General features: G+C 39.1%; 22 protein-coding genes and 2 pseudogenes. 6 read left to right on the top strand and 18 right to left on the bottom strand.

Annotated elements, in window-relative coordinates:
- Nucleotides 1-23: 23 nt before the first annotated feature.
- The 10 genes and pseudogenes from SMIDD28_RS04855 to SMIDD28_RS04910 all read right to left on the bottom strand — a co-directional run bounded on the left by SMIDD28_RS04855 (nt 24) and on the right by SMIDD28_RS04910 (nt 12,567).
- The gene (locus SMIDD28_RS04855; protein WP_061425112.1) at nt 24-734 is read right to left on the bottom strand and encodes a type 1 glutamine amidotransferase; all 711 of its coding nucleotides are present in this window, start codon (nt 732-734) and stop codon (nt 24-26) included.
- Nucleotides 735-962: 228 nt separating this feature from the next.
- Nucleotides 963-2,246, bottom strand: coding sequence for a chloride channel protein (locus SMIDD28_RS04860; protein ID WP_061425113.1), 1,284 nt, complete (start codon nt 2,244-2,246; stop codon nt 963-965).
- Nucleotides 2,240-2,484, bottom strand: a pseudogene (locus SMIDD28_RS04865) (purine-nucleoside phosphorylase); the annotation flags it as partial. The gene SMIDD28_RS04860 and the pseudogene SMIDD28_RS04865, both read right to left, overlap by 7 nt.
- 131 nt (nt 2,485-2,615) lie before the next feature.
- The gene (locus SMIDD28_RS12155) at nt 2,616-5,345 is read right to left on the bottom strand and encodes a galactose-binding domain-containing protein (protein WP_081103218.1); all 2,730 of its coding nucleotides are present in this window, start codon (nt 5,343-5,345) and stop codon (nt 2,616-2,618) included.
- Between the two features lie 233 nt (nt 5,346-5,578).
- Entirely contained in the window at nt 5,579-6,388 is an 810-nt protein-coding gene (locus tag SMIDD28_RS04885) for a purine-nucleoside phosphorylase (RefSeq protein WP_061425117.1), read from the bottom strand.
- Entirely contained in the window at nt 6,385-6,948 is a 564-nt protein-coding gene (locus SMIDD28_RS04890; protein WP_061425119.1) for a DUF1697 domain-containing protein, read from the bottom strand. The genes SMIDD28_RS04885 and SMIDD28_RS04890 overlap by 4 nt, the downstream gene beginning before the upstream one ends.
- 1 nt (nt 6,949) lies before the next feature.
- On the bottom strand, nt 6,950-8,161 hold the full coding sequence (locus tag SMIDD28_RS04895) for a phosphopentomutase (RefSeq protein ID WP_061425120.1): 1,212 nt from the start codon (nt 8,159-8,161) through the stop codon (nt 6,950-6,952).
- Between the two features lie 23 nt (nt 8,162-8,184).
- Nucleotides 8,185-8,868, bottom strand: a complete 684-nt coding sequence (gene rpiA / locus SMIDD28_RS04900) for a ribose-5-phosphate isomerase RpiA (protein ID WP_061425122.1) — start codon at nt 8,866-8,868, stop codon at nt 8,185-8,187.
- 281 nt (nt 8,869-9,149) lie between these two features.
- On the bottom strand, nt 9,150-10,022 hold the full coding sequence (locus tag SMIDD28_RS04905) for an NAD(P)H-hydrate dehydratase (RefSeq protein WP_061425124.1): 873 nt from the start codon (nt 10,020-10,022) through the stop codon (nt 9,150-9,152).
- 451 nt (nt 10,023-10,473) lie between these two features.
- Nucleotides 10,474-12,567, bottom strand: a complete 2,094-nt coding sequence (locus SMIDD28_RS04910) for an SIALI-17 repeat-containing surface protein (protein ID WP_061425126.1) — start codon at nt 12,565-12,567, stop codon at nt 10,474-10,476.
- A 466-nt stretch (nt 12,568-13,033) separates the two neighbouring features.
- Here SMIDD28_RS04910 and SMIDD28_RS12160 point away from each other — a divergent pair, with 466 nt between their 5' ends.
- Both SMIDD28_RS12160 and SMIDD28_RS12165 read left to right on the top strand, forming a co-directional pair.
- Nucleotides 13,034-13,336, top strand: a complete 303-nt coding sequence (locus tag SMIDD28_RS12160) for a hypothetical protein (protein ID WP_231075141.1) — start codon at nt 13,034-13,036, stop codon at nt 13,334-13,336.
- 20 nt (nt 13,337-13,356) lie between these two features.
- Nucleotides 13,357-13,538, top strand: a pseudogene (locus tag SMIDD28_RS12165) (IS30 family transposase); the annotation flags it as partial.
- A gap of 146 nt (nt 13,539-13,684) precedes the next feature.
- On the opposite strand, the gene SMIDD28_RS04920 reads toward SMIDD28_RS12165, so the two are convergent.
- The 3 genes from SMIDD28_RS04920 to SMIDD28_RS04930 form a co-directional block, all read right to left on the bottom strand.
- Entirely contained in the window at nt 13,685-14,542 is an 858-nt protein-coding gene (locus tag SMIDD28_RS04920; protein WP_061425128.1) for a bifunctional methylenetetrahydrofolate dehydrogenase/methenyltetrahydrofolate cyclohydrolase, read from the bottom strand.
- A gap of 152 nt (nt 14,543-14,694) precedes the next feature.
- A complete protein-coding gene (locus SMIDD28_RS04925) occupies nt 14,695-15,429 on the bottom strand; it encodes an amino acid ABC transporter ATP-binding protein (protein WP_000140954.1) in 735 nt (244 codons plus the stop codon).
- The gene (locus SMIDD28_RS04930) at nt 15,429-16,112 is read right to left on the bottom strand and encodes an amino acid ABC transporter permease (protein ID WP_001011642.1); all 684 of its coding nucleotides are present in this window, start codon (nt 16,110-16,112) and stop codon (nt 15,429-15,431) included. The genes SMIDD28_RS04925 and SMIDD28_RS04930 overlap by 1 nt, the downstream gene beginning before the upstream one ends.
- Nucleotides 16,113-16,302: 190 nt before the next feature.
- Between SMIDD28_RS04930 and SMIDD28_RS04935 the strand changes: the two genes are divergently transcribed.
- From SMIDD28_RS04935 to SMIDD28_RS04950, 4 genes are all read left to right on the top strand, one after another.
- A complete protein-coding gene (locus tag SMIDD28_RS04935) occupies nt 16,303-16,533 on the top strand; it encodes a DUF1797 family protein (protein ID WP_000443570.1) in 231 nt (76 codons plus the stop codon).
- Between the two features lie 229 nt (nt 16,534-16,762).
- Nucleotides 16,763-19,021: an ATP-dependent Clp protease ATP-binding subunit gene (locus SMIDD28_RS04940; RefSeq protein ID WP_061425129.1), complete on the top strand. Its 2,259-nt coding sequence runs from the start codon at nt 16,763-16,765 to the stop codon at nt 19,019-19,021.
- Between the two features lie 130 nt (nt 19,022-19,151).
- Nucleotides 19,152-19,604 carry an NUDIX hydrolase gene (locus SMIDD28_RS04945; RefSeq protein ID WP_049509580.1) on the top strand — a complete coding sequence of 151 codons (453 nt, stop codon included), beginning with the start codon at nt 19,152-19,154 and terminating at the stop codon, nt 19,602-19,604.
- Nucleotides 19,605-19,662: 58 nt separating this feature from the next.
- Complete coding sequence (locus SMIDD28_RS04950; RefSeq protein ID WP_033688621.1) at nt 19,663-19,962, top strand: DUF1827 family protein; 300 nt, start codon at nt 19,663-19,665, stop codon at nt 19,960-19,962.
- A 186-nt stretch (nt 19,963-20,148) separates the two neighbouring features.
- Here SMIDD28_RS04950 and ezrA read toward each other — a convergent pair whose 3' ends face one another.
- The 5 genes from ezrA to SMIDD28_RS04975 all read right to left on the bottom strand — a co-directional run bounded on the left by ezrA (nt 20,149) and on the right by SMIDD28_RS04975 (nt 26,355).
- A complete protein-coding gene (gene ezrA / locus SMIDD28_RS04955) occupies nt 20,149-21,876 on the bottom strand; it encodes a septation ring formation regulator EzrA (RefSeq protein WP_061425132.1) in 1,728 nt (575 codons plus the stop codon).
- A gap of 81 nt (nt 21,877-21,957) precedes the next feature.
- On the bottom strand, nt 21,958-23,904 hold the full coding sequence (gene gyrB / locus SMIDD28_RS04960; RefSeq protein ID WP_061425133.1) for a DNA topoisomerase (ATP-hydrolyzing) subunit B: 1,947 nt from the start codon (nt 23,902-23,904) through the stop codon (nt 21,958-21,960).
- A gap of 14 nt (nt 23,905-23,918) precedes the next feature.
- On the bottom strand, nt 23,919-24,482 hold the full coding sequence (locus SMIDD28_RS04965; RefSeq protein WP_061425280.1) for an HAD family hydrolase: 564 nt from the start codon (nt 24,480-24,482) through the stop codon (nt 23,919-23,921).
- Between the two features lie 84 nt (nt 24,483-24,566).
- Nucleotides 24,567-25,121 (bottom strand): DJ-1 family glyoxalase III, encoded by a 555-nt coding sequence (locus SMIDD28_RS04970; RefSeq protein ID WP_061425135.1) that lies wholly within the window; start codon nt 25,119-25,121, stop codon nt 24,567-24,569.
- 10 nt (nt 25,122-25,131) lie between these two features.
- Nucleotides 25,132-26,355: an FtsW/RodA/SpoVE family cell cycle protein gene (locus SMIDD28_RS04975; protein ID WP_061425137.1), complete on the bottom strand. Its 1,224-nt coding sequence runs from the start codon at nt 26,353-26,355 to the stop codon at nt 25,132-25,134.
- Between the last annotated feature and the right edge of the window lie 21 nt (nt 26,356-26,376).

Consider the following 26,376-nt stretch of genomic DNA (forward strand, 5'->3'; position numbering starts at 1 on the left):
GAACTGCCCTACCTTTCTTGTTTTTAGTTTGTAAGCGAATCTAAAAAATTATGCAATTTTTCATTCATTTCAGAATAATCGTTACCACGTAATTCTTCAGGTGATTGAACAAAAGGTAATGTTTGATGTTGTTCTATCAATCGTTCTTCACTATCTGCAGCAATCAATAAATCAATCGCTTCTAAATCAAACTCTAAATGCACTTGGAAAGCATAATGTTTAGGACTAAAGCGAACAATCTGTCGGGGACAACCTTGACTGGTAGCAAGGATTACCGCTTCGTCTGTCAATCCCGGCATATCACCATGCCAGTGACCAACTAAAAGCTCGCTACCAAAATGTTTGAGGTGTTTATCTGCTAGTCCTTGACTAGTCATCCTAATAGGGAATACACCTATTTCTCTTTCAGGACTATGCTCATATTGTCCCCCATAAGCTACAGACAGTAGTTGCGCCCCCAAACATACACCTACAATATATTTATCTTCTTCTATTGCCTGTCGAATAAGCCTAATTTCTTCTTTTGGATGATAATAAGGGAAATGTTCTTTATCTTCATCAGGAGATTGCGGACCTCCCATAATGATAAGAAAATCAATATCAGAAACTGTTTGGGGTAAAGCTTCTTCCTTATAAACCTTTGTTATTCCAATGTCATGACCTCTTGATTGAGCCCAAGTTAGATAAGCACCTGGGATTTCAAAACTCTCATGTAGTATAAAATGCACTTTCATTTCTATAGTTTACCTTTCTAAGTGTTTAGAAAAGTTTTCCACCCGTGTTCAAATCAAAACACACGCTCTAACTTTCTTTTTACTTTTTTATTTCGTAGCTAGGAAAAATCAGATTCAATCATGACTCCGATAAGCCTACTTCTTTTTTATTTCAAACAGTTATGGATAAATTGACAATAGTTTTTAATCTTTTTAGATAAATCCTTGATTAGAAGAAACGGTCGTTCTCTATCTTATTACTCTATTCTTTGACTTCTGACACAGTATGTTAGCCCAAGGAAAACGGTCTAATATTTCTGCAAATTTATAGGCTAAAACAGCCGTTACTAATAGATACGGAAGAGAATCTATACCTAGCCCAGTGAAACCTATAACTAATCCAGTTGCAGAAATGGGCGCCCTCAAGGTCACAGACAAAAAGCAAACCGATCCCAAAAGCAAAATGCTTGGCTGACTGTCTAAACCTAGAATCATACCCAAGAGACCAGCTCCAGCCATCCCCAAGGCAAAAGATGGCGTAAGGATACCACCATAGGCCCCTGCCCAAAGAGTAATAAGAACGACCACTGCTTTTAGGAAAAACATGAGAAGCACTGTTTGACCATTGCTAGTATTCAATACTTCCTGAGCCATCATACGTCCATTTCCAAGTAGATGTGGAAAATAACTTGCCAACCCAGCAAGAAAAAGAAAAGCTGTAGGCAATGTGAGAAGTATTCGTTTATCTTTTATTCTGTTTGAAGACGCTACCTTACTTAAGCGACCAAAAAACCAAGCTAGTGGGGTTAAGAAAAGAAGTAATAAGGGAATAATCCACGTTTCCTTTAATGACCATGCAATGGCTGGAATCTGATAGAGAGCATGATCTGAAATAACCAAGCCTGCTGTATAGGTTGACACATAGGTAGTCAAACCGACTAAGACAAATCGTTTAATAGATAGAGCAATTCCTAGAGTTTCAAAAACAAAGAAGACACTTGTTAATGGAACCTGATAGACAGCTGCTAAACCAGCACCAGCACCACAAGCAAGGAGAAAGATTTGATCCTTCTTAGAGAGAGAACATATTTTTCCAATTGGTCCTGCAAATAGAGTCCCAATCTCTCGTGGCGCAGCTTCTTTACCAATAGGTGCTCCCCCTCCAACTGCAATAATTTGCCAAATTGAATGAAATAGCTGTTTTAAAAAATGAAGTTTGTATTGTGAAATCTCATCCTTCATCTGTGCTTTAATGGAAAAAATCTGTGATTTTTTTTGCAAGAAATACCAGACCAAGGATGAGCTGACACCCACGATTATTAAACTTAATCCTATCCGCGATGAGGAAACTCCATCTGTCAAGAATACAGTTTGATGCTCTGATTGACCAAAAGCTATCCCCTCTATCATCTTTAAAAGATAATGTAGAAAAATACCAGATAAACCTGAAACTATTCCTTGCAAAATGACTGCTAGGAATAATTTAAGATTATAAGGGATTTTCTGAAAAATACTCCTCAATTCTTTTAACATAGTAATAATTCAGCAAAAACGGCTTTAAGTAAGCCTTTAAAATCACCTTTAACACACTCAGTCACTTCTATAATCTCTTCGTGGTTAATCTCTTCTTTGAAACCAGTAGTATAGTTAGCAATGCATAAACTTCCTAGAAGTTTCAAACCTGAGTAGGCTACAACAATAACTTCAGGAGCAGTTGACATTCGACCACATCTGTTCCAAGCATCTTATAGGTACGAATTTCCGCTCGTGTTCAAATCAAAACACACACTCTACCTTTCTGTTTAATTTTGTTCTCTCTCAGAGAACTACCTGAGTTCTGTTCAAGATCAGCTAGTGCTTTCTTATAAACTAGACAAATATAACTGTCATTGTATCGTCAGATTACAAGACATCATCGTCACTCACCTTGGAATTCAAAGTCGTACCCCAATGAGTGATTTTTCGATGTGGCTGTGCCAGGAGAGGTCTGTTTTCATAGATTGTTTGCCATCTATTCCATAGTAGACCTGTCTTTTTCTCAATCTTAATTCGCAGATTGCGCATATTAGACTTAATTGGGAGATTGAGGATAGAACCTGCGGTCTGATTGCGTCCATTCCCTTCCCAAGAATGACTCCGAACAACTGAATTACCATCTTTATCTACTGTAACTTCTTCCCAATATATTGAATAACGTGCAATATAAGCACCACTATGTTGAATAGTTAGGGTTTTATCTTTTACAGGAGTGTAGTTTAACAGTTGTACAGGCTTAGAAGCTTGCGTAGTTACATTATTTTTAGCTACAAATCGAAAAACTTCTACTTCTGCAAGGCTGAGAGCTTGATTTTTTTGACGCAATTGAATGCGAACACGGCGACCTAATTTACCATTCAACTGGATATCTAGACTGCTTCCTTCTAAACGAGAAACATATTGTCTAGCAACTTCTGTCCCTTTTTCATCATATAAAATAACATCAAAGTCTGAGAGACGTTTAGAAAGTTCTCCATCCCCACGATTATGAAGGCGAACAAGTCCTACCTGTTCTGTACGACCTAAATCAACTTCCCACCAAGGTTGATTTTCAAACTTAGTATGAGTGATAGATTGTTGACTATAACTACTATTGGTATTACCATCTAGAGCACGACTAGCATCTCCTCCAAATTCGGTAGAGCTTTGGCGCGCTTGTTTTTTCCATGCGATATTCTCAGCACGGAAAACCTGAACTTCTGCAAGACTGAGAGCGTTATATCCATCTAACTCAATGCGTACAAAACGAGCTTTCTTATAATCAATTGAAATCTGAGCGGAACTATCTCGTAAGTATGCAATACGCTTTCTTTCAATTTCTTTTCCAGAACTATCCAAAAGAATCACATTAAAATTAGTCAGTCTATCTTGAGCAGCATCTGTTCGATTGTAAATATTAATCTGGCGAATCGTTTCTTCCTTATCTAAATCGACTTGCCACCAAGGTTTTGATTGAAAATCTGTATGAGTGACAGAATTATGCCCGTAATTTCCATCTAATTTCCCATCAACTGCTCTTCTAGCATCTCCTCCAAAAGCTGTCGAACTTTGAGTTACTCGTTTCCCTAGAGCTATATTTTCAAGAGGTTCAGCGCTTGGTTGACTAGACGACAGAGGGACTTGTTGTTTCTTAAAGAAATAAACTTTGTCCAATTTTTGATCACGATATCCCTGTTTATCAAGCGTATCACGTTTTCCAATATTAAAATTCGGGATAGCATTCATTCTACTTTCAAAATAACCACGCGAACGGTGCTTGAAACTAGAGTTACCTGTAAAAGTTACAATATCATTATCATTACGAATCAATGATGTCACAACATTATCATTATCGACCACATAATGTTTTATTTTACCAGATAGAGCTAACTTACGACTTTCTAACCCTACATCCCAGAAACCATTTTTTGCATTCCAAATAGTTCGAGAAGTAATTACTTTAGGAGCGCTAAATGTCGTAACTTTTTTCAAAACATTATTATAAAAAGTAGGATATTTCTGATAAGCTTCAACTGCTGCTATTTGAGCTAAGTAGCCTCCTAGCGAATGGCCTGTCATATACAGATTTGTAATGCTGGAATCCTGCGACAGTTCTTTTACAACATTACGGATATCATCCGCTTGTGCAGGTTTATTTCCACCAAATAAAACCAAATCTGTACTTAAATCCTTCGCATCATTCCGTCTTGTTCCACGTATAGCCAACATTTGAACAGTATTGTCTTTTAAATAAGGAAGATCACTCTTAGTTTCAAATAAAAAAGCATCCAAGCCACTTGCTGTATGATAAGCCTTTTTCATCTTCCAAAATGGTGCAAGTTCATTGTGCATCATTTTATATTCTTGACGATCAAGGTAAAGACTTGGAAAAGGATTTTTATGATCTAAAATTTTTTCAATGTAATCATCATCACGATAAGCCAACTCCATAAAAAGGAGGGAATCACGATCTGTGACATACCATTGTTTCTTGTTATCATCTTCCCCGTCTTCTAGTCCATCTCCATCACTATCTGCTAGTAAAGGATGGCTATGGTATCCTAAGTAGTCTTTCCCATCTTTATTGTAAATATACAATTCATCCTTATTTTTTATTCCATCATGATCATCATCTCCATCAGGATCTAAAAATTTTCCACCGTATAAAGAATTATCGACAAGATCCTTCTCCACATGAAGCTCTCCTTTAGAAATTTTGACAAAGTCTGCCTCTGTTACTGGACGAGAATTTTTCGGCTCATCCTTTAGAATTTCCTCTTTCTTCAATTCCTCATGAGGTACAGCAGATTCTCTTTTATATAATCCTTCTCCTTCTTTTTCTTTCTGATTTTTAACAACTTCTTTTGACTCTAAAGTTGATTGAGTAGCTGTAGCTTTCTCCTCTGTAATAGATATTTCCTGTTTTTTATCAGTACTTTCTTTTATGGGACTATCTATTGCATTTACTACTAGAGGAGTCTCATTTTTCACAACTGGATTTCCTTCATTGGCAGAAATTCCTGTCGGTGCTAAAAAAGCAAAACCGACTGCAACAGATACAACTCCGATACTTAATTTTTTTATGCCAAAGCGCATAATTCGTTGATTAATTCTCATTTATTTATATATCTTTCTTTTATTTTTTCATCCTCTTTACCAACAATATTCTCCAATCAGCTAATCTCCTTTAGCGTCACAGTTTCATTTTTATATTTGGTTAGCAAGGATTTGATGAGGTTTGCAAAAGTATAGGAACCTCATTCGTTTTTCATATCATAATTCTATATGGAAGTTAATTGTTTTATTCATCTTCCAGCTTACAGAAATGCTTTCCTACTTATTTTTCTTTCTCATAGTTCTGCAAGAATCGCTTTAAGCAAGCCTTTAAAGTCACCTTTAACACGTTCGGTTACTTCCACAACTTCTTCGTGATTAAGTTCTTCTTGGAAACCAGCCGCAAAGTTAGTAATACATGAAATTCCCAGAACTTTTAAACCTGAGTGGGCTGCCACGATCACTTCAGGAACCGTAGACATACCAACTGCATCTGCTCCTAGTGTCTTATAAGCGCGAATTTCTGCTGGTGTTTCATAAGTCGGACCAGTTACACCGATATAGACACCTTCATCAAGCTTGATACCAAGTTTTTTAGCCACTTGATGGGCAGTAGCACGGTATTCTGGTGTGTAGGCTTTAGACATATCAGGGAAACGTGGACCAAATTCGTCCAAGTTTTCACCCATCAATGGATTTTGCCCCGTCATATTGATATGGTCTGAAATAGCCATCAAAGTACCAGGCCCATAACCAATACCACCAGCTGCATTGGTTACAATGACACTTTCACATTCAAGAACTTTCATGACACGTACTGGGAAAGTCACGACTTCCAGAGGATTTCCTTCGTAGAAATGGAAACGACCTTGAAGAGCCAAAACCTTGCGACCTGCAAGGTCACCATACACCAATTTACCAGCGTGACCGACTACTGTAGAGCGGCCCCAGTTTGGAATCTCAGCATAGTCTACTACAACTGGATTTTCGATTTCTTCTGCCAATTCTCCAAGACCTGACCCAAGGATTAGACCGAACTCAGGCGCTTGAATTCCCTTGTCTTTCAGGAAAGCAGCTGTTTCATTGATTTTGTCTAAAAATGTCATTGTGTATTTCCTTTATTATTATTTTTTAGCATTTGACCGATTTTGTCAAAGGTTTTTGCATTGCGAATGGTAATGTGGAGATAGAAAGGCATCTTGAGCAAGTACTTGTGATAGGCAGTCTTAGGGTAGGATTCTTCAGAGAATTTTCCCCAGAAAATACCAAGTTTACCAAAATAAACAACTTCATCTTCCAGTTTTAAACTGTCTACTTTCTCGATGACTTGGTCCACATCCAAACTCTCCGTGTAGAAGAGGACATCTTTTCGTGCCAAGTCTTCGTTCCACCAAGCTGGTAGATTCTCCACTTCTGCTTCATAGTCTTCTTGACTCAGTAAAGAAAAGCTCTGAATAAATGGATAATGGACTGCAAAGAAAGCCTCTAACTTTTCAACCAATCGGGCTTTGGCATCTGTCGAAGTAAAGAAGATATTACCACTGTTGATGTAGCTTTCAACCTTTTCCAGTCCCAAGTCTGTCAATTCTTGACGAAGCTCCGCCATGACGACCTTATTCTTACCACCAACATTGATACCTCTCACCAGCAAAGCATAGCGTGTCATCTTATACCAATTTATCTAAGAAACTTTCCCCAATCATAGCAGTTTCCACACCAAAGTTATCGGCAACAGTCGCTGAAATATCTGCAAAATGTCCGACTGGAATGACGCCATTTCCTTTAAAGGTAGGGCTATAGGCCAACAATGGAATATATTCACGAGTGTGGTCTGTTCCTGCATAAGTTGGGTCATTTCCATGGTCCGCAGTAATCAAGAGAAGGTCGTTCTCTCTCATAGCTGCGATAATTTCAGGTAAGCGTTCATCAAACTCATGCAAACAATCACGGTAACCATGAGCATTACGACGGTGGCCGTAAAGGGCATCAAAGTCAACTAAGTTTGTGAATGAGAATCCTTTTTCAAACTCAGCAAGTCCCATGGTCTTCAATAGTGTATCAATTCCATGGCTGTTTGACTTGTTGTGACCCATGTCATGGTTGATACCAGCACCATTAAAGATGTCGTTGATTTTACCAACAGCATAAGTATCGATACCAGCTTCATTCAATTTATCCAAAACAGTCGGTGCAAATGGAGAAACGGCTAAGTCACGACGGTTTGCTGTACGAGTGAAGTTACCTGGTTCACCTACATAAGGACGAGCAATGATGCGACCTAGGAGGGCTGGGCGCTCAAGGGTAATCGAACGAGCGTATTCGCAGATACGGTATAGTTCATCCAAAGGAATGATGTCTTCGTGGGCAGCAATCTGCAAAACTGGGTCAGCTGAAGTATAGATAATCAACTCCCCAGTTTCCATTTGACGTGTCCCAAAATCATCAATAACAGCTGTTCCTGAGTAAGGTTTGTTGGCTTCACGAATAACCTTGCGTCCTGAAAATTCTTCAATTTTTGTCAGGATTTCTTCTGGGAATCCGTTCCAGAAAGTATCGAAAGGCTCCGTAATGTTGAGTCCCATGATTTCCCAGTGTCCAGTCATCGTATCCTTACCAAGAGATACTTCTTCCAATTTTGTTGCATATCCTGTTGGATTGCTTTCGGCTGCTACAGTCTTAAGAGGAGTTTCACGAGGAATATTTCCTAGACCGATTTTAGCCATGTTTGGCACATTCAAACCAACTGTTTTTGAAATGTGTCCCAGTGTGTCAGAAGCTCCATCTGGAACCCCTGCATTGACAAAGTTATTGGCATCTGGTGCAGCACCGATTCCTACAGAATCTAGTACCACCAAGTGAATACGATTAAATTTTGACATAGTGTATCTCCTTATTATGTTGATTAGTTTGCTTTTGTTGAAGTTAAAATCTGAACCCCGTCTCGTCCAGCAACGATGACCTTATCCACCATTTGGTTGAATAAGCCGTGCTCTACAACACCAACGATATGGTCCAATTCTTGTCCGAAAGCAATTGGATCTTCAATGACATCCAAGGCAAGATCAATGATAAAATTCTGCATATCGGTCACAAAACGTTGGCCGTCTTTTTCACGGAAACTTGGTTTGTAGCCAGCTCGTTCAAAATGACGAAAGATCTGTTCTGCGCCATACTGAACCACTTCTACTGGCAATTTAAAAGCACCTAGTTTATCTACCAGCTTGCTTTCATCCACCACCCAAATGTATTCTTTTGAGGGCGTTGCCACAACCTTCTCCATCAGAAGGGCACCACCACCACCTTTGATTCCATTAAACTGACTATCCACTTCATCCGCCCCGTCTACTGTCACATCGACAAAGTCTACTTGGTCAATAGACTTGAGCGGGATATTAAGCCCTTCAGCCTGTTTACTAGTCACACTAGAAGTCGTTACAGCTGTAATCTGCAACCCTTCTTCCTTGATACGACGACCAATTTCTTCGACAAAATAATAGGCAGTAGAACCCGTTCCCAGTCCGACAACCATGCCATCATTGACAAATTCAGCAGCCTTGATACCTGCCATTTTCTTCAGGTTTTCCACCGATTTACCTCCATCATTCTCAGTTCTTATTCTACTATGAAACCGCTTTTTATTCAAGTAAAAAGATCAAATTTACATTTTTCATCAATCTTTCTTTAAAAATATGCATTTTCTTTTTATCAAACGAATAAAAATGAGTTTATCTTTTATGTATTTGCTTTGTTCATCTCTTTCCAGTTCCAAAAACAAGACCTTAACTTTGATACGTCTAGTTTAGCATTAAAGCAGGCGCATTTCAAGAATCATAAATTAAGAGAAGGAAGTAGGTTTATCTATCTATTTTAAACAAGTTTATCTTTGCTTACCCTCTCTTTTTGACAAATAATTTTCATTATTTTGGGAAGATAATTGCTGATTTCCGTCGGCAAAACCACATAATTTTCTTGAGATAATTCTTTGGCTATGGCTGAATGAAGATGGGTCGCTACTGTCACACGTTCGTAGAGACTGGCCTGTCGGAATTGGCCTGCAAATCCTGCAATCATCCCAGCAAGCGTATCTCCCATTCCCCCAGTCGCCTGATAGGGACCGCCAACCTGTAACTGGTAATAATCAGATTGGCCAGCTTGCCAAATACGAGTAGCTGGACCTTTCTCCACCAAAATTGTTCCTTGAGGGAAGGAAGTTAGGGCACTAGCCGTTGCATCTTCGTTTTGCTTTTCAATAGCAATTCCAGACAGTTTTTCCCACTCCTTTTGGTGGGGAGTTAGGATAAGCTGACTGGAAGGAAATGACAATCTTGTTCTGGCAAGAATAGTCAAAGCACCTCCGTCTACAATCAAAATCTGATTCTGTCTTAAATTAACAAAGACTTGTTTTACTAGATTTTCTCCAAAAGTATCGTCTCGTAAACCAGGGCCCATCAAGACAACTTCTGCCTTCTCCAACTGCTCTTTTAACAATTGCTGGTCTTGCAGAGAAAAGGCCATAGCCTCAGGCAAATGGCTGTGTAGAGCAGGGATATTTTCTCTATCTGTTCCAATAGTTACCAATCCTGCACCGCTTTTTACAGCTGCTAAAGTAGCCATGATAATGGCACCACCATAAGGATAAGTCCCACCAAGCAACAGCAGACGGCCATAGTCTCCTTTATGACTGGTACGAGAACGTTCAATAATGACTTTTTCTAGTAAGGTTTGATCAATCACTTTCATCCTTTTTTCCTCTCGCTTTTATTATACAACAAAAAGGAGGCGCAGACCTCCTTTTTATAATCTTATACATTCCATTATAATATTTGTAAACTTCTTAACTCAAATAATATATCTCTTATTCATCCATAAGAGCTGTTAAAAATCACATAGAATTTCTAGACTAAAAGCAGTTCTTTTGGTCTGTGGGCACAGGCACTCTCTGGATAGGTTTGACGACAGGGTCCCGGATAGGCAGGTGAAGCTGAGGATGACCATATTTCACGAAACAGCTTGGAAAATAGACCGACTTCTAAAGTATAGAAAATTAAAGTTTTCCTACAAATGATTTGATAGTTTTATCCCTCTTAACATAAAAATGGAGAAGACAGCGATTATCCTCTCCAAATTTTGGTTAGCACCAACCGACTACAGTTGATAAAAAACTTAACTGCTTCAATCGTTTGAGCAACTATTATTCACTATCCTTCTTACGTAGAACAAGACTGAATCCAGTCAAAATTCCCACAAATCCAAATGCTGCTAAGGCTACATTTGACTCAGTACCTGTGTTTGGCAATTGAGATACTTCCATGGCTGGAGCTGGATAAGTATTCCCACCCGAATGGTCAGTTGATGGTACTGGTTTATTCGAAACTTTAGGTATTTCTAACTCTTCGTTTCGTTGAGGGGTAGGTGTAGGAGCTGGTTTCGGTTCTGGTTGAGGAGTAGGTGTAGGAGCTGGTTTAGGCTCAGATTTAGGTTCAGAGTTTAATTTTCTGAATACATGTGTAACAACGTCCCCTTCTTGGTTTCTGATCGTTTCAACATATTCATATCCTTCAATCATTCCATGCTCAAAGGCTTCATTTGGTTGACCTAATTCAACAGGTGCTTTTACATCTGCTGATTTTAATGGAGTACCAGTTTCGTCCACCCATTTTGTAATGATTAATGTTAGTTTTGTGTAGATTGGAGGTATGATTAATTTAGTATCCTCCTTATCCTCAGGATATTCTGGTATATCAAGTACTGGTGGAATGTCACTTACTGCACCTCCTGTATACTCTGGTACATCAAGTACTGGTGGAATGTCACTTACTACACCTCCTGTATACTCTGGTATTTCAAGTACGGGTGGAATGTCACTTACTACACCTCCAGTAAATTCAGGCAATTCATTTTTAGGTGATTCTTTCGGTATCTCCGATATAGGCTTTTCAGGTGCTTGATAAATAGGTTTCGGTTCATTATGAGTAACAATAGCAAATTTAGGTTCATAATAACGATTAACAATACCCTTGTTATCACCACCCCTAACCTTATAGGCACGAATTGGAGTGATAGCTTCATGTATCACATAATCCGTTTCCAAAGTTGTTGTCCATTCACGTTTTATATACTCGTCTTCTTCTGTTGTTGTACTTGTATGAACAACTTTAACTTTTTGTAAATCATCCGATATCGTCACAACACCTTTATTCGCATACACATAATTTTCCCTAGACTCTTCCACAGAAGAAACTTTCTTCCAATCAGTATATTTAGCTTCAGTATTAGTATTATTTTCAGAATTATTTTCTGGACTAGTTGCGACCTTTTCCCTTACAAAATCCGTTCTAAGAACTGTTTTCCTTCCATCTCCTTTAGCATAGGTATCTCGATCTATTACAAGAATGGTATCCCCTGGTTGAAAAATGGTTTCCCCTGGTTGAAAATTGGTATCTCCTGGTTGAAGGGTCACATTCGCTTTTATGAAATCTTTAGCAGTTGCTTGCCCCTTTTTCCATGCAAGGACTGCTTCTTGATCAGTGGTAATGTTTGAAGCTTTTACAAATTTTCCGTAATGTCCATCTGAAGTTTCTTCTACTATGTAAACATTAGAAGTAACGTTTGTATAATTAACTCCCCCCCATTTATAATGCATATCTTCTGGAGAAACTGGAACTTTTATATCATTAAATTGTGTTGGGCTATAAATTTTACCCCCAGATTTGATAATTTTAGTATCTACCGAGTTATATGGTAGTCCATTAACCTCAATATCCTTTGTAACTACAACGCCATAGACATCATTATCTTCAATTGACTCACGATAAGCTTTACCATCCGTATCATAGGCAATTCCTTCTTTTACATACTTTGTTTCAATCCTTCCACCTCCGACTACTTCAACAGTCGGTTTTGTTAATTGTGAATGATCAGAATTCAACAAATGATTTACTGTATTTCTTTTTGAATAAGAAATAGTATCAATTCCATCATATCTATATGGATTATATTCTTTTACTTTACGTAAACCATTTTCATCCCTATCCCTAAACTCTCCAATGACAGCATCTACGGTCACTTTTTTAGTAGGATTTTGATCATCTGTAAAAGTTGTTTTTGCACTAGTAGGTATTTTAAGCGAATCAGTATCATAAACAGTCGTTTCACTCTTATCGCCCGAAGTTACATCTGCATATACTGCTTGATTTGCAAAAAACATTCCGACTACTGCACTAGCTAACCCAATTCCTTTAAATGTTCGGAATGAGTATTTTTTCTGTAATTTTTGTACTTTCATCAATTGCTCCAGCATTATTTATATTCAAAAAACTATATGATATAGCATATATTTTACTTTAGATCCAAATAAAATGCAATCCTTTTTATATTATTTTTATATGCCCTGCTGTAAAATAAAGTGCAAGACAAAAGACATGTTCACAAATTATTCTACTACAAACCAATCATACAAGCTCTTATTTGAAGCTAATCGAGGAGAAATTGAAGCATAGAACTCAAATCTGCTGAGATTGCTCGTCGATTGGGGAGAAATCCTCTACTATTACTCATGAAATGAATCGTAGCTTCATAACACAAGTGAAAAAAGTAAATGGACAGAAGGTCTATTACCAATCCTATTATGCAGAAGCTGTCCAACCCCTTATCGTCATGCTAGAGACGCCATTGTCTGAAACTGGATTTGTATAGGAAGAGTTTCTGAGATAATTTACAGAAACAATGATTGGAAGCCAAGGGTATATAACGTGAATACCTTTGTTCATATCTATAGACTACAACATGGAGATGCAGTTGTTCCTTCAACCAAGATGCTCTATAACTATATCCATCAAGATTTGATAGTGATTAAGGTCATTGATTTACTAAGAGCAGTGCGGATCCGTAAGAAATTTAAGAAGCTTCCCTCTACCAAGAAACAACTGGAAAAGGCTATCAAAGAAAGACCAGAAGAAATGACTAATCCTTCCCATTTTGGAGATTGGGAAATTAATTCTGTTCTGGGTAGAAAGACAGTAGGAGACCCTTCTATTCTGATCTCGGTAGATTGAGTGAGATAGAGGGACTAGGTGTTTATTTTGCACAAGCCTATTCGTCTTATGAACGAGGTAGAAATGAGAATTTCAATGGATTATTAAGAGAGTTCATTCCAAAGGGATCCTCACTAAAAGAACAAAATCATAATCTTTTAGAGGACTATACAAAGGCTAGCAATCCGCAAAAAAGCTGCTTGAGGTAACTCAAACAGCTTGAAAGATACTCACCTAATCAGAGGAACAACTTTATTGCACTTGACTTGACAAATGGTGTTTGTAATCTTATTTTGACAATTTAATAGTTTTTGTATGCCATTCTAGATATAGCTATAGAAAATACACTCTCTTCAGCGAATGTTTCTTTTATTTGCTATCCAATGTCCGAAGTGCTGCCTGATAGGTTTGCTCCATTAGCATGGTAATGGTCATAGGACCGACACCTCCAGGAACTGGCGTAATATGGCTAGCAAGTGGGGCAACTGCCTCATAATCCACATCCCCACAGAGCTTACCATTTTCATCACGATTCATCCCAACGTCAATGACTACTGCACCTGGTTTGACAAAGTCAGCAGTCACAAACTTGGCACGACCGATTGCAACAACCAGAATATCTGCTTTAGCAGCCACCTTAGCGAGATTATGGGTGCGTGAGTGGGTCAAAGTTACTGTCGCATTTTTGGCCAAAAGAAGCTGGGCCATGGGCTTTCCAACGATATTGGAGCGACCGATGACGACCGCATTTTTACCTTCCAAGTCAATCCCATATTCATGGAACATTTCCATAATCCCTGCAGGTGTTGATGGAATCATAACTGGATGTCCAGACCAAAGGCGTCCCATATTTAGAGGATGGAAACCATCCACATCCTTTTCTGGGTCAATAGCCAATAGAATCGCCTCTTCATCAATGTGTTTTGGTAAGGGCAACTGGACCAAAATCCCATGCCAAGCTGGATCTTGATTGTATTTGGCAATCAGGTCTAGCAAGTCCTCTTGAGTAATGGTCTCTGGAACTCGCACTACTTCGCTACGGAAACCAGCCGCAAGGGCTGACCTCTCCTTGTTGCGAACGTAGACTTGGCTGGCTGGATTATCCCCAACCAAAATCACTACCAAACCAGGCACTAGACCTGTTTCTTCCTTTAATTTTGCAGTCTTTTCAGCTAGCTGTCCTTGTAACTTAGCTGCTAGAGCCTTCCCATCAATAATCTGTGTCATATCACTTCTCTTTTCTTTCAATATTTTCCATTATACCAAAAACTGCTAGTACCCTCTAACACTTCTTTCCTAGGCAATCCTATAGTTTCAAACTATAAGAAAAAGCTCTGGTTGAGCTTTTCACTAATCTTGTCTTGAAATTTTAAAATAGATCATAAAACCTTACTCAAGAAGTCCTTAGTCCGTTGTTCTTGGGTTTGCTCAAAAATCTGCTCAGGTGTCCCATCTTCAACAACCACACCGTCTGCCATAAAGATGACACGATCTGCCACCTCACGGGCAAATCCCATCTCATGTGTTACGATAACCATGGTCATTCCTGACTTGGCAAGGTCTTGCATAACAGCTAGAACTTCTCCAACCATCTCAGGGTCCAGAGCTGAAGTCGGCTCGTCAAAGAGCAAAACATCAGGTTCCATGGCCAACCCACGCGCGATGGCAATCCGTTGTTGCTGGCCACCTGACAAACTCTGTGGATAAGCATCTGCCTTATCTGGTAAACCAACTTTTTCCAAAAGCTCTTGGGCTCTCTTCTCAGCAACAGCCTTGCTCTCACCTTTGGTCTTGATAGGTGACAAGGTGATATTTTCCATCACAGTCATATTAGGAAAGAGATTAAATTGTTGGAAAACCATCCCCATCTTCTCACGCATGGCAAAGAGGTCATTCTTCTTGTCCGTAATATCGACTCCCTCAAAGATAACCTTCCCTTTGGTTGCTTCTTCCAACAAATTCATAGAGCGAAGCAAGGTAGATTTCCCGCTCCCTGAAGGACCGATGATAACGACAACTTCTCCTCTTTTAATCTCGAGGTTGATGCCCTTCAATACTTCATTCTTTCCAAATGATTTATGTAAATTTTCAATTTTTATCAAGGTTTCTGTCATTATTTCTTATCTCCTTGTCCCATACGTTTTTCAAAAGCTTTCAAGGCTACTGTCAAAATAGAAGTCATAATCAAGTAGTAAAAGGCTGCAAATAAAAGTGGAGTCAGAGGTAGATAGGTTGTTGTAGAAACTGTTGTAGCCCCATTCCACAACTCCATGACACCGATAGCTGATAAGAGGGAGCTGTCCTTGATAATAGTGATAAATTCGTTTCCCAATGCTGGCAAAATATTTTTGATAGCTTGTGGCAAAATCACATAGCGCATCGCATTTTTAGGACGAATCCCTAAAGAATAGGCCGCCTCTAACTGACCCTTAGGAACTGCATTAATCCCAGCACGAACAGTCTCAGAAACATAAGCACCACTGTTCATAGAGATAATCAAAATCCCTGGAATCAGACGAGAAAGGTCAACACCCAAAATTCCAACCTGAATAGTCGGAGCATTGATATGCATAAGAGCAAAGGCAATCATAATCTGAACCATCATCGGTGTCCCACGGAAAATCCAAACGTACAAGTTGGCCAGCCAAACAAGCGGTTTAAACTTTGAACGTTGCCCAAAAGCCAAGACAACACCCAAAATGGTTCCCAAAAAGACAACACAGATAGAAATGAGAACCGTCACGACAGCTCCATAGTTAAAATAAGGTAAATACTTAGGTAAAAAAGAAAAATTCATAGTCACACTGCTTTCTAAAATAGAATACTGTATGATTATAACATGTATTGAATTAAAATTCAAACTTTTTATTTGATTTGTTCAAAAAAACTTTAAGCTGGTAGAATTAGCGAGAAATCTTAGTTTTTTCTAGTCAAGTTGGCCTCCTTTATGGTAAAATAGTAACGATAAGAAATGAAGGAGAATCAAAATGGAATCACATTTGGTTAGAATCATCAACCGCCTTGAAGCAATGGCAAAAGATGGCGGAAATTTAAAACGTAATTTTGAACGCGAAGGAGTTGTTGTTGCAGAAGTTGCATACAGCCACGACGAAGAAAATGGATCAATCTTTACCCTTCGTGATGTAGAAGCTCGCGAAACTTATACTTTTGACAGCATTGACTTGATTGCAATGGAGATTTACGAACTTCTCTACTAATCTAAAACAAGCTGGGATTGTCCCTGCATGTCTAACCAAAATCCTTTTTGTCTCACAAATAGGATTTTTTTATAGTCCTAATTCACAAAGATTTTTATTGTAACAACTTCTCAAAGCTGCAATCTTTTTACTTGCTTTACACCCCAATCCTGTTATAATGAGAGTATAGAAATTTGACTATTTTTGACCTTTAAACAGGTCAGGCTAAAGAAAGAAATGAGGTAGATGTATGCTTTGTCAAAACTGTAAAATCAACGACTCAACAATTCATCTTTACACCAATCTCAATGGAAAACAAAAACAAATTGACCTCTGTCAAAACTGCTATAAGATTATCAAAACAGATCCTAACAATAGCCTCTTCAAAGGTATGACGGATCTGAACAATCGTGACTTTGATCCCTTTGGTGATTTCTTCAATGATCTAAACAATTTCAGACCTTCTAACAACACTCCTCCTATTCCCCCAACCCAATCAGGTGGAGGTTACGGTGGAAACGGCGGTTATGGTTCCCAAAATCGTGGATCCGCTCAAACTCCGCCACCTAGCCAAGAAAAAGGCCTGCTAGAAGAATTTGGTATCAACGTAACTGAGATTGCCCGTCGTGGAGACATTGACCCCGTTATTGGGCGCGACGATGAGATTATCCGTGTCATCGAAATTCTCAATCGTAGAACCAAGAATAATCCTGTTCTTATCGGTGAACCAGGTGTCGGAAAAACAGCCGTTGTCGAAGGTCTAGCTCAGAAAATCGTTGATGGCGATGTTCCACATAAACTACAAGGTAAACAAGTCATCCGTCTGGATGTGGTTAGCCTGGTCCAAGGAACGGGTATCCGAGGACAATTTGAAGAACGCATGCAAAAACTCATGGAAGAAATTCGCAAACGTGAGGATATTATCCTCTTTATCGATGAAATCCATGAAATTGTTGGTGCAGGTTCTGCGAGTGATGGTAATATGGACGCAGGAAATATCCTCAAGCCAGCCCTTGCTCGTGGAGAACTGCAACTGGTCGGTGCTACTACCCTCAATGAATACCGTATCATTGAAAAGGATGCTGCCTTAGAGCGTCGTATGCAGCCTGTTAAAGTCGATGAACCAACGGTGGACGAAACAATCACTATTCTCAAAGGGATTCAAAAGAAATACGAAGACTACCACCACGTTCAATATACCGATGCTGCAATTGAAGCAGCTGCAACTCTTTCCAATCGCTACATTCAAGATCGCTTCTTACCTGACAAGGCCATTGACCTCCTAGATGAAGCTGGTTCTAAGATGAACTTGACCTTGAATTTTGTCGATCCTAAAGTGATTGATCAACGCTTGATTGAGGCTGAAAATCTCAAGTCTCAAGCTACACGAGAAGAAGATTTTGAAAAGGCTGCCTACTTCCGCGACCAGATTGCCAAATATAAGGAAATGCAAAAGAAAAAGGTTACGGACCAGGATACTCCTATCATCAGCGAGAAAACCATTGAGCATATTATCGAGCAGAAAACCAATATCCCTGTTGGTGATTTAAAAGAGAAAGAACAATCTCAACTCATCCATCTAGCCGAAGATCTCAAGTCTCATGTTATTGGACAGGATGATGCAGTTGATAAGATTGCCAAGGCTATTCGCCGTAATCGTGTCGGTCTCGGTACGCCTAACCGCCCAATCGGAAGCTTCCTCTTCGTCGGACCAACCGGTGTCGGTAAGACAGAACTTTCTAAACAACTGGCTATCGAACTCTTTGGTTCTGCTGATAGTATGATTCGCTTTGATATGAGTGAATACATGGAAAAACACAGTGTAGCTAAGTTGGTCGGCGCCCCTCCAGGTTATGTTGGCTATGATGAAGCTGGACAATTAACTGAAAAAATCCGTCGTAATCCCTACTCACTTATCCTCTTGGATGAAGTGGAAAAAGCCCATCCAGATGTCATGCATATGTTTCTTCAAGTCTTGGACGATGGTCGTTTGACAGACGGGCAAGGACGTACCGTCAGTTTCAAGGATGCCATTATTATCATGACCTCAAACGCAGGTACAGGTAAGGCAGAAGCCAGCGTTGGTTTTGGAGCTGCTCGCGAAGGACGTACCAACTCTGTTCTCGGTGAACTCGGTAACTTCTTTAGTCCAGAGTTTATGAACCGTTTTGATGGTATTATCGAATTTAAGGCTCTCAGCAAAGACAACCTCCTTCAGATTGTCGAGCTTATGCTAGCAGACGTTAACAAGCGCCTCTCTAGCAACAACATTCATTTAGATGTAACTGATAAGGTCAAGGAAAAGTTGGTTGACCTAGGTTATGATCCAAAAATGGGAGCACGCCCACTTCGCCGCACTATTCAAGACTATATTGAAGACGCAATCACTGATTACTACCTTGAAAATCCAAGCGAAAAAGACCTCAAGGCAGTTATGACCAGCAAGGGCAAGATTCAAATTAAGTCTGCCAAAAAAGCTGAAGTCAAAATTTCCGAAACAGAAAAATAAATCCTATAGAAAAGGAGTAGAAAATGAAAATTTTCTGATTCTTTTTTACTAAAATAACTGTAATTTCTTGACAGCTTGCCCTTTGTCCATTATGATAATAATAACGATACTAGATAATGAGGAAAATTCAATGGCAAACCCAACTTTCGGAGAAAAAAAAGCGAATACAGACTATGTTGCACGCTATGGAGTGTATGCAGTTATCCCTGACGCTGAACAAAAACAAATAGTTTTAGTTCAAGCTCCTAATGGTGCTTGGTTCTTACCAGGTGGCGAAATTGAAGCAGGTGAAAATCATCAGGAAGCCCTAAAGCGTGAATTGATTGAAGAGCTTGGTTTCACAGCTGAAATTGGTACTTATTACGGACAAGCTGACGAATATTTCTACTCTCGTCACCGTGACACCTACTACTACAATCCTGCTTACCTCTATGAAGCGACTTCTTTCAAAGAAGTGCAAAAGCCACTAGAAGACTTTAATCATATTGCCTGGTTCCCTATTGATGAGGCTATTGAGAACCTCAAACGTGGTAGCCATAAATGGGCTATTGAATCTTGGAAAAAGCAGCATAAGATTGACTAAATCAAGCTACTTTATTCAAAAAGTGCTATAATAGTATTAGAAAATCGGAGGAAATGTTATGAAGCTTATCAATACGACAAACTCACACTCGCAACTTGTAAAAAGCCAGCTAGAGAGTACAGATGCAACCCTTGTTGAGGTCTATTCTGCTGGAAATACAGATGTTATTTTTACCCATGCTCCGCTTCACTATGAAATCCTCATCTCAAATAAACACCGTGCTATTCGAGAAACTGAAATCGAAGCCATCCAAGAATTTTTCTTGAAACGTAAAATTGATAAGGACTCTATTGATGAGGCCAATATCAAGACACTCTACTCAGAGAAATTAATTGGGATTTCTATTCCAATCAAATAAAGAAGTTGAGTAAAAACTCGATTTGAGAAAAAATCCAGTAAGTCTTTCCACAATAAAACGCATAGTATCAAGTTTTTCATGAACTGCTATTATGCGTTTTTATCATTTTGAATCCTTTTGCTCACGATATTACTATAGAAAAAGATTTGATTCTGCTTTTCACACAATCAAATCTTTTTTGTTATTTTAGAAACGAATCGTTTCACGTGTTTTCTCATATGAGGTAACAAAGCGGTTAGTTACACCAGGCTCTGCCACTTCCAATGCTTGAGAAATCTTATCAAATGAAGCGTGATAATCAAATTCTTTTTCAAAAATATCTAAAGCTTCGTTAAATGCTTCTTGAATGCGTTCATCAAATGAGCGATAGCGGTTAGAATATTGTAATAATTGTTCTGTCAAAGTTGCATATTGTACAATATTATAAGTTTCCGTTTCTAAAGCTTCCATATCATTCGTTGCAATTTCAAGAACTCGGGTAACAGATTCAATGTTAATCATTTTCTGTTCTAACTCAACCATTAAATCCTCAGTATTATTGCTTGCCGTAAAGAATAACTTCAAGAAAGTTTGTGGAATACCTGGCAGATTGCGTTTTTCCATGTATCGCTTGATGGTATGGAGACGATTGACATAAACATTGGCCTTTTGACGTGCATTAATATCATCTTTCTCAATTTGTGTCAGGCGCTCACTAACTGAAATTTGCTCATCTTCAATATCTTTTAGTTGAGTTTGTAGATCCTCAAGATTTTCTTCAAGAACTGAATAAGCTTGGGTTGGTTCTTCTTGATTTGAAGTTACCTCAACAATAGCTGCCTCAAAACTCTCTAATTCTGTCTGAATACGACGAACATGGCTTGCAGCTGTCTCAGGAAGTAAATAGGTCTTGTTCAAACGTGCAATATCTTCTCCCAATAAAGTATTATTCTCTTTCATATGTTGAAGGTAAGTTGGAAGAGTTGCAAGTAGATTTTCCACTACTTTCTGAGCAGCAATTTCTCGAGTAAAAATATCATACAAGGCATTGATTTCCTCTTGTGCCTGTCCATTCTCATATTCGGCATTATCCAATTCCAACTGACGAATATTCTCTTGATTTTTCTTGAATGCTTCATAAAGCAAGTGGAAACGCGCTTCAATATCCGTTTCAACAAAATGATAATTAGCATCTAAGAGCTTACGATAACCATCTTCTAAATCTTCTAGTTGATCTGGTAGCTCTTTAGATAATGTTGCTACAATTGCTGGTATACGATCAACAATATGCGTTAAAGCCAAGATATGATTTTCAGCATTATCCAAAATCACAGCAGCTTCTACTGGGTCACCCGATGAATTCAAGGTTACAAATTGTGAAAATTCAGATTGGATATTTTCTAATTGTTTTTTAATTTCATCCAAGGCTTGACCATACTGTTCTGAATTTTCAGCAACTCTATGCTGAAGTTCCTCAAATAAATCCAAAGCATGAAGAACACGACCACTATTTTTAGATTCTTGCTTCTCTAAGTCTGCCAAAGCATTGCGAATTTCAGTAATATCTTCTTCAATCAAAGTAATTTGACTCTCAATTTGATCAATTTGATGACTGGCCTTGAGAAAACGAAATGAATGGTTATAGCCTTCTGCTTCAAAGAGATTATTTTCAATATCGGCAAAAGAGTTGAGAGATAAATCGACCCATTTTTGATTCCATTCACGGAAAGCCACTTGACTTTGTCCAATCAAGTGCATATTTTTTACAGCTTCTACTTCATCATTTACTGGAAGATTGTATAGTTCTTCTTTTCTTTCTTCTAGCGCCTCTAATCTTCCCTCATTTCGCTTACGTAGAAAGATTGCCACTACATAAGCCAGAACTAAAATGACTGCAATTGCAACCATTAAATAAATTAGTTGTCCATTAGACATATCAAACTCCTTTTTTACTTGAAACAATCGTAATGATTATATCATATTTTTTAGACCAAGGGAACTACTTCTCCCGATTTTTTAGACATCAAGTGTACTATAAACGGCATTTTCCTCGATAAACTCACGACGAGGTTCTACTCGATCCCCCATCAACATATCAAAGATTTTATCCGCTTCTGCAGCATCGTCCACAGAAACTCTGGCCATCAAGCGATGTTCCGGATCCATGGTTGTTTCCCATAACTGATGATCATCCATTTCACCTAGCCCCTTATAACGCTGAATAGTCGGTTTGGTACGACCTTCACTATAACGGGCTAAAGCTTCTTGGAGTTTGACTTCTTGATCTGCACCTGGCTGGATGTATTCTTTAATCTCGCTTCCAACCTTGACTCCATAAATTGGTGGTTGGGCAATATAAACATAACCAGCTTCTAGGATTGGTTTCATATAACGATAAATCAAGGTTAAAAGAAGGGTACGAATGTGGGCTCCATCGACATCGGCATCTGTCATCAAAACGAGTTTTTGGTAACGGGCTTTTGAAACATCGAATTCTGCCCCAAATCCTGTTCCCATGGCTGTGAAAAGACTACGAATTTCTTCGTTAGCAAGAATCTTATCCATGCTAGCTTTTTCAACGTTCAAAATCTTACCGCGAATCGGAAGGATAGCCTGGAACTCGCGGTTACGACCAGATTTAGCTGATCCGCCAGCCGAGTCTCCTTCGACGATGAAGAGTTCTGTTTCCACAGGATTGTTAGAAGAACAGTCTGCTAGTTTCCCTGGAAGGTTGGAAATTTCCAAACCAGATTTTTTACGGGTGACTTCACGCGCACGCTTGGCAGCCACACGAGCTTTGGCAGCCAAAATCCCTTTTTCCACGATACGTTTGGCAATCTGTGGATTTTCCATGAGGAAATCAGAGAAGGCATCACTGAAGAGGCGATTGGTAATCTTGACCACTTCGCTATTCCCCAGTTTGGTCTTGGTTTGTCCTTCAAACTGCGGATTTGGGTGTTTAACTGAGATAACTGCAGTCAGTCCTTCACGGACATCTTCCCCTGTTAAGTTGTCTTCATTGTCTTTCAGTAACTTATTCTTACGAGCATAATCGTTGATGACACGTGTCAAGGCTGTACGGAAACCTTGTTCATGCGTTCCACCTTCATGTGTATGAATATTATTGGCGAAACTCATGACATTTTCATGGTAACCCGTTGTGTACTGCATGGCTACTTCAACTGTGATATCATCCATCTCACCATCTGTGTAGATTGGTGTATCAAAGATCACATCCTTGTTCTCGTTGATATATTCAACATAACTAGCAATCCCACCTTCATAATGGTAATGCTTGGTTTGTTCCAAACCTTGGCGCTTATCTGTGATGGAGATTTGAAGACCGCGATTTAGAAAGGCCAACTCTTGAATCCGTTTATTTAATTTATCAAAATCAAAGGTTGTTGTTTCAGTGAAGATTTCTGGGTCCGGTGTAAAATGAACCGTTGTTCCAGTTCTATCTGTATCCCCAACCACCTCAAGGTCTGCAACAACATGACCACGACGGTATTCTTGGTAATGAATTTTACCGTTTTTATGGACATGAACGTCTAATTGAGTGGAAAGGGCATTAACTACTGATGACCCTACTCCGTGAAGACCACCTGAAACCTTGTATCCGCCACCGCCAAATTTTCCTCCAGCGTGAAGAACCGTAAAGACGGTCTCAACAGCAGGTCGGCCTGTTTTTTCCTGAATATCGACTGGGATACCACGCCCATCATCGACAACAGTAATCGAATCATCTGGCTCAATAAAAACTTGAATATGGCTGGCAAATCCTGCCAAGGCCTCGTCAATTGAGTTATCAACAATTTCCCAGACTAGATGGTGAAGACCTTCTTTTGAGGTTGATCCAATGTACATCCCTGGACGCATCCGAACAGCCTCTAAGCCCTCTAAAACTTGAATTTGACTGGCATCATAATCCTGTGCCTGCAGATTTTTGATTTCTTCTGTCATCTTATTCCTTTTTCTTATATGTCTAATACTTGTCTTAAATTCACGATACTGGTAAACAAGTGGGTATCGAGTCCTGCAGCTTGACCTGCTTCGATATCAATCGGTCGATCACCAATGACAAGACCAGAGCCAATCTGATACTTTTCTCTTAAATAAAGCATGGACTCGGGATTTGGCTTTCTCTTAAAGCCTGAGCTAGAAGTCACCACTTCTGTAAAATAAGCTGCTATAGAGGTTTTTTCTAAAATTTCCAAAACCTGATTATTTCGATGAGAGACCAAAAAATGACGCCCATCTTGTTTTGAAATATCTTCCAATAAGTCAGAAACTCCTTCAAATAAAATCGGGTGTTCTAACTCTCTGGCTTCATTTTCCTTGTATTTTTCTAAAAAATGCTCTAAGTTGGGAGCGAATGTCTCAATCGCAAAATCAGTAGAAACCTTTAAAGCTTGATAGACACTGTCATGGTCTTGTGTGATGCCATACAGTGCCAATGTTTCAACAAATGCAGCTGTTGACGTTTCATAATTATCCAGTAAAGTTCCACCTAAATCCCAGATATAATCGTGATATTTCATACCTTTCATTATAGCATTTTTTTATGAAAAAAGCGATGATTTCCCTGATTTTTCCACATAAAAAACGAGATAATAACTCCCGTTTTACTGATTTTTACCAAAGACATCTCGATAGAGCATTCCTGTTCGTAAACTCTCTGCATCTCCTCCTAATTGCTCCACCAACTCGTAGGCAAAGGCAAGGGCTGTTGAGGGGCCTCGACTGGTTGTTAAATGACCATCTACCACTACTGTTTCCTTGACGTAGTGACCATCAAGAATTTGCTCTTGAACGCCATCATAACAAGTGTACTGCTTGTTTTTCAATAGCCCTGCTTGATTGAGGGCAATTGGCGCTGCACAAATGGCTGCTATTTTTTTGCCTTCTTGCTCGAAACTTTGCAACTCTTGAATTAAGGCCTGATTATCGCGCAAATGTGCAGAACCAGGCATCCCGCCAGGAAGGACAATCATATCATAGTCTGATAAATCACCATCAAAGACACGATCTGCTCTTACTTGGATTGCATGTGAACCCGTCACTTGCTCTTCAAATCCAACCATATCACATGTGATATTGGCACGACGCAAGACATCTACAACTGTCAAAGCTTCAATTTCTTCAAAGCCCTGAGCTAACATAACTGCTACTTTTACCATGATTTTCTCCTTATTTTATTTGTTTTAATACAACCTTTTTCCGTTTGAATGGAACTTTTCCGCTCTTTTCTTCAGCTAGATTAGTCTGGTAACTCATCGATAAAAGTAAGCCCACACCAATCAGATTACTGATAATAGCCGATCCACCTTGAGAAATGAAAGGTAAGGGAATCCCCGTCAAAGGAAGCAAGCCCGTCACAGCGCCGATATTCTCAAAGATGTGGAAGAGTAACATCATAATCAAACCAGTGCAAATATAAGTGTAGAACTGGTTATTTGATTTAAGAGTAATCTTCAACATACGGTAAATCAGCATGAGGTAAAGAGCAATAACAAGGACAGAGCCAATAAAGCCAAAATCTTCTGCGATAACCGTGAAAATCATATCCGACTCACGAACTGGAATAAGCAGATTCGAAGCATTAAAACCTTGACCAAATAAGCCACCGCTCCCAATGGCAATCTGCCCTTGAGCCTGTTGGTAAGTGGTTGTTTGGGCAAAGTCGAATGGATTGAGCCAAGCCAAGATACGATTGATTTGGTAGGTCGGCATTCCTAATTGATGAAGAAAAGCCCTTCCGTCCTTGCTGATAAAAATAGCTAAGAAACCAGCAATTCCTGATACAGCAGTCACAAATACTGGGATAATAATTTTCCAAGAAACCCCCGATAATAAAACGATTCCTGAGAAAATGGCTACAAAAACCAAAGCCGTCCCTAAGTCACTTTGAAGTGCCAAAAGAACTAGGACTGGAATGGTAAAGACAATCATCCAAAAAATTAATAAAAAGTCCAGCGGAACTGTGCGTCTCCACTCCTTATGTTTCTTTGTAAATTGGACAATCACACGAGCCAACATGAGGATATAGGATATCTTCATAAATTCTGACGGTTGGAAGAGAGTAATTCCATTTATTGATACCCAGTTTTTGGCACCCGTTGATGCAACTAGGCTTGGATTATAAAAGACGATCGGCAAGACCATGAGTCCCAAACCTAACATATATAGAAAAGGGGTCACTTTCCAAAGAAATTCTGTATTAAAGAGCATGACCACAAAACCAATCACAAGCCCCAAGGCGATCCAAGCAACCTGCTGCCCTAAAATGGGCAGAATATTGTTTGGATAATCATGACTAACAGCTATATAGATAGCCACCACGCCAATAACCAGTAGAAAAAATACTGGCAATAGCAAACTATAATCGACTCTAGAGTCGAGAGAACGTTTCATATACACTAACCTTATACTTTC

Origin of the sequence: Streptococcus mitis (assembly GCF_001579045.1) — a bacterium.
Taxonomy (GTDB): domain Bacteria; phylum Bacillota; class Bacilli; order Lactobacillales; family Streptococcaceae; genus Streptococcus; species Streptococcus mitis_D.